A 4579-nucleotide genomic window follows, 5' to 3' on the forward strand; every position below is an offset into this window, starting at 1 on the left:
GGCGGCTCGTCTGACGAATAAGCTCTACACATAAAGACGGAACCGGGACAATCCGACCGGCCCATCATCGGCCTGGAACGGATTGGTCCCGGTTTTTTCTTCATAGAACAGACCGGAGGGATACGGATGGAAATGCGGGGCCTTATGGGGGGCTTCTACAAAATTTCGGAATGGATTATGAGGCTTTCGGTGACCAACGTGTTATGGGTCGTCTGCTCGCTGCCGTTCCTGTATTTGCTGATTGTTCCGTTACTCGTCTATAACAAGGCCGAAGAGCTCGATCAACTGCTGGTAAGCCTGACAATCGCAGGCGCGGCGGCTCCGTTCTTTTTCTTCCCAGCAACGTCCGCGATGTTTACGACGGTGCGCAAATGGGTGATGGGGGAAGTCGACGCCCCATTGTTGAAAACGTTTTTCCGCGGTTATAAGGAAAATTATGTTAAAAGTATGCTGGGCGGCTTGCTGTACACGCTGATATTCATCATTATTATCGTCGATTACCGCGTTTACCTGTCAGGGATCGAGGGTTTGCAGCTTTTATCCTACATTTTTTTGGGCCTCGGGTTGCTGCTCGCCGTCTCGCTATTTAATTTCTTCTCGCTGATCGTTCACTATCATAAGTCGACGTTACAGCTCGTGAAGGATGCGATCCTGATCACGATCGGCCGGCCGTTTCGCTCGCTGTCTACGGTGCTTGTCTCGGTGGCGATTCTGTTCATCAGCACGCGTTTCACGTTCCTGTTTCCGTTTTTCACCGGCAGTCTGATCGCATACATGGCGTTCTTCAATTTCTATCAGGTGTACCTAAAGATGAAGGAAATGATGGAGCGTCAGGAACAGGAGCAGCTGGAGCAGCTGGAGCAGCAGGAACGGGAGATGGCGGAGCAAGAACCGAAGCAATAATGTCGAGCGGTGAGGGGCTGGCAACTATTTTCAGCTGTTTTTGGCCTCCGCGAGGTTTACTTTTGCTCGGCGAAACCCTATAATACATTATACATCCTGCGATGTTCGTTACGGCTTATACGTTGTTTTGAACCAATGGCTGTTTCTAGGGAGACCCATATTGAAGCGCGGCTGTCATGCCCTCGAAAGGGGACTTCAAAAACGCTTCTGCGATCACCCACCTGCGAGAGCGGGTTCAGAAACAAGATAGCCGGACGGCATAGGCGGGTTTCTTTTCGATTTTGATCGCTTCTCACCTGATCCCCCTGCGGGGCGCGATGGATGAGGAGTTTTTTTGTGCGATTCAGTACGGTCGCTCATCCTGTGAGAGGTTACGATAAAGGTTTTCTCATATTTGGTTTCATGGTATCATATAGGTTAGCAGAAAGAGATGCCTGAGGGGGAGATCGCTTGTTGAAGCGCACGCTGGTCGGATTGATCCGCAGCCACGAGCAGACGGGGGACAAGGCTAAAGATTCGCTGTTGAAATCACATTACTACAAAATGTCCAAAGACAAGGCATGGGAGGAAGTCGTCTCCACTCTCAAAAAGATGCAGGGCTACAAGGTGCTTCACGAGGTAGAATCTGTCGGTGAAATCGTCCTTGAGAGGCGTACCGTGTCGGGACGCACGATGGACATTACCGTATCGATCATCAACATCAACCCGGTATTGACGGCAGTCGACATTTATTCCGCATCCAGAGGCTCCTTCGGCGATCTCGGCTCCAATTACCGTGTCATACTCGACATTTACCGCATGCTTGACAAGAAGCTGGCCGCCTACAAAGCGGAACGGCAGTAAGCGGCGACCAAAAAGCGAGCCAGGGTAATCACCCGGCTCGCTTTTTTTTGCGCGATAGAATAGCAGGTAAGAATTGTTAGACGAGAGACTTCGCGGCTTCGATCGCTTTCTCGTAATTCGGATGCTCGGTCATTTCGTTCAGGTACTCGACGTATTGAATCGTATCATTCGCATCGATTACGAAAATCGCGCGGAAGTCGAGACGAAGTTCTTTGATCAGGGTGCCGTATGCTTCGCCGAAGCTGTTGTCCTTGTAATCGGACAGCATAACGACCTTGTCGACGCCTGCCGCGCCGCACCAGCGGGCTTGAGCCATCGGAAGATCCACGCTAACCGTAAGGATTGCGACATTGTCGCCTAGTGCGGCAGCCGTTTCGTTGAAACGGCGGGTCTGCGCGTCGCATACTCCGGTATCGATCGACGGCACGACGCTGATCAGCTTCACTTTGCCGGCGAAGTCGGCCAGCGTGACGCTGTCCACAAGGGATTTGTTAAGACGGAAGTCGGGCGCCTTGTCGCCTTTCTTCAGTTCGGGTCCGAGCAACGTAAGCGGACTGCCTTTCAGCGTTGCCACACCTGTGCGTTCTTGTGCCATGAATTGTTTCCTCCTCTATTTGAGTGCTGTTCCGTCCTTTATTATAATGGGTGGAGAAGACCGTTGTCCAATCGCCCGGCAGCGGCGGAGAAACCGGAACCGCAGGCGCAATATAACGTACCTAATAACGGGAGGAATGAACGATGATTTTCTTGCGCTACGAAAGCTTCCGAAGCTATGTGCGTTTATATCCGGTAACAGCCGTGATCCTGGCGGTCAATCTGCTCGTCTTTATTGCGGATTGGCTGCTTCCCGGGCAGCCGCTTACGATTCGGGGCATGTTCTCACAGCAACCGCTTGTGGACCGTTATGGGCTCGCCGAGCCTTGGCGATATGTGACATCAATCACGCTGCATGCGGGCTGGCAGCATTTGCTGTTCAACAGCTTCTCGATTCTTGTGTTCGCGCCTCCGCTGGAACGCGTGCTCGGTCATGTGCGATATCTGCTATTTTATCTTCTGGCAGGTATTCTCGGCAATGCGGTGAGCGCAGTTGTGTATGCGGGCTCCGTTCATTTATCCGTCGGGGCTTCGGGCGCCATTTACGGCGTGTTCGGAGCGTATCTGTTTCTGGCGGTATTCCGCAAATATGCGATGGACGAGGCATCTCGCAAAACGATCTATATGATCCTTATTTTTGGTTTGATTTATTCAATATTGTCGCCTAATATTAATATTTGGGCTCATATCGGCGGCGGTATTTCCGGCTTTGCCATGATGGGCATGTTCGTCCGCGCAAGAAAGCGGAGTTAGGGGAAGTTATGGAACTGAGGCAGTTGTATTATTTTGTGAAGGTGGCGAACCGGGAGCACGTCACACGCGCGGCAGAGGAGCTGCATGTGGCGCAATCGGCGGTCAGCAGGCAGATTCACCAGCTCGAAGAAGAGCTTGGCGTGAAGCTCTTTGTGCAGAAGGGGAGGAATCTCCAGCTTACGCCCGTCGGACAGCTGTTTCGTAAACGGGCCGAGACGATCATTGGCGATCTGGAGCGCGCCGTAGTGGAGATTCATGAATTTATGGACCCGGAGCACGGCGAGATTCGGCTGGGCTTCCCGCATAGTCTAGGCATCCATTTGATACCAAAGGTTGTCGCGATGTTCCGGCGCGCGCATCCCAATGTCAGGTTTCGGTTCAAGCAGGGGATGTACCCGTCGCTTATTAAGGATGTCATCAAGGGCGAGGTCGATCTCGCTTTCATATCGCCGCTTCCGGAAAAGGTGGAGCATATATGCGGAGACGTCGTGCTGACCGAGAAGCTGTTTGCGATTTTGCCGCCGGGCCACCCGCTTTCGGACGAAACGTCGATTGAGCTGTCGCAGTTGAAGGATGAGAGCTTCGTGTTGTTCCGTGACGGTTACTCGCTGCGTCCTATCGTTTGGGATGCCTGTTTGAAGGCGGGGTTTACACCGCAAATTGCTTTCGAGGGCGAGGAGACGGACACGATTCGCGGCCTGGTCGCGGCCGGTATGGGGGTTAGCTTGTTGCCGGAAATGGCGTTGTTCCAGATCGGACCGTTCCAGCCGGCCAAGGTCGAGATCAGCAGCCCCGAGGTGTCCCGCACGATCGGGCTTATCCATCGCTCGAACGAGAAGCTCCCGCTTGTCGCCAAAGTGTTTCATCAGTATTTGCTCGATTATTTCTCCGATTCGTTATCGGGGAGCAAGTAACGCGTTACGCCAGCAAAAAAGAGTCGCCTTCCTTTTCGAAGGCGACTCTTTTTGATACGGTACGTTACTCCCTGTTGGAGGTGAAGATCATAATGTACTTAATCAGCTCCAAGAGCGAGATCAGCGCAGCCGCAACGTAAGTCAATGCGGCTGCGTTCAACACTTTAGCGACGCCCCGTTCTTCCTCGTTCGTGATGAACCCTTCGGCCACCATCAAGTCTCTAGCCCGGTTGCTGGCGTTGAATTCAACCGGCAGGGTGACGAGCTGGAAAGCGACGGCCGCCGAGAAAAAGATGATGCCGAGGCCGATCAGGTTAAATGCGCTGAACAGGAAGCCGGCGATCAGAAGGAACGGCGCGATACCGGATGCGAAACGCACGACCGGGAACATTTTGTGCCGAAGCACGAGCATCGGATAAGATACGCTGTGTTGAATCGCGTGCCCCACCTCGTGGCAAGCGACCGATACGGCAGAGATCGAATTCTCGTAATACACCGGCTCCGAGAGGCGGACAACCCGGTGAATCGGGTCGTAGTGGTCCGTCAAGCGGCCGGGAACCGGCTCGATCGGC

At 53.3% G+C, this 4579-nt stretch carries 6 protein-coding genes and 1 other RNA gene; 5 read left to right on the forward strand and 2 right to left on the reverse strand.

All coding sequences use genetic code 11. From position 1 onward, the window contains the following. Positions 1-126: 126 nt before the first annotated feature. The 3 genes from BG52_RS07640 to BG52_RS07645 all read left to right on the forward strand — a co-directional run bounded on the left by BG52_RS07640 (position 127) and on the right by BG52_RS07645 (position 1746). Entirely contained in the window at positions 127-903 is a 777-nt protein-coding gene (locus BG52_RS07640; RefSeq protein ID WP_036583397.1) for a YesL family protein, read from the forward strand. 90 nt (positions 904-993) lie between these two features. Then, a non-coding RNA gene (gene ssrS / locus BG52_RS15340) (6S RNA) lies at positions 994-1177 on the forward strand. Between the two features lie 176 nt (positions 1178-1353). Beyond that, positions 1354-1746, forward strand: a complete 393-nt coding sequence (locus BG52_RS07645) for a DUF1499 domain-containing protein (RefSeq protein ID WP_036583399.1) — start codon at positions 1354-1356, stop codon at positions 1744-1746. Between the two features lie 76 nt (positions 1747-1822). On the opposite strand, the gene tpx is transcribed toward BG52_RS07645, so the two are convergent. Further along, entirely contained in the window at positions 1823-2341 is a 519-nt protein-coding gene (tpx, locus tag BG52_RS07650; RefSeq protein ID WP_036583402.1) for a thiol peroxidase, read from the reverse strand. Between the two features lie 143 nt (positions 2342-2484). On the opposite strand from tpx, the gene BG52_RS07655 reads away from it, so the two are divergent. Beyond that, positions 2485-3093, forward strand: coding sequence for a rhomboid family intramembrane serine protease (locus BG52_RS07655; protein WP_036583404.1), 609 nt, complete (start codon positions 2485-2487; stop codon positions 3091-3093). 8 nt (positions 3094-3101) lie between these two features. Next, the gene (locus tag BG52_RS07660; protein ID WP_036583407.1) at positions 3102-4007 is read left to right on the forward strand and encodes a glutamate biosynthesis transcriptional regulator GltC; all 906 of its coding nucleotides are present in this window, start codon (positions 3102-3104) and stop codon (positions 4005-4007) included. Positions 4008-4071: 64 nt separating this feature from the next. On the opposite strand, the gene BG52_RS15345 is transcribed toward BG52_RS07660, so the two are convergent. Then, positions 4072-4579 (reverse strand): zinc metallopeptidase (locus tag BG52_RS15345; RefSeq protein ID WP_036667064.1); only part of this gene is annotated, 508 nt, incomplete at its 5' end.

This window comes from Paenibacillus darwinianus (assembly GCF_000598065.1).
Taxonomy (GTDB): domain Bacteria; phylum Bacillota; class Bacilli; order Paenibacillales; family Paenibacillaceae; genus Paenibacillus_I; species Paenibacillus_I darwinianus.

What these genes read in the sequence shown, in the direction of transcription:
- BG52_RS07640 (WP_036583397.1), top strand. Translation starts at nt 127, where the DNA reads ATGGAAATGCGGGGCCTTATGGGGGGCTTCTACAAAATTTCGGAATGG.
- tpx (WP_036583402.1), bottom strand. Translation starts at nt 2,341, where the DNA reads ATGGCACAAGAACGCACAGGTGTGGCAACGCTGAAAGGCAGTCCGCTT.
- BG52_RS07655 (WP_036583404.1), top strand. Translation starts at nt 2,485, where the DNA reads ATGATTTTCTTGCGCTACGAAAGCTTCCGAAGCTATGTGCGTTTATAT.
- BG52_RS07660 (WP_036583407.1), top strand. Translation starts at nt 3,102, where the DNA reads ATGGAACTGAGGCAGTTGTATTATTTTGTGAAGGTGGCGAACCGGGAG.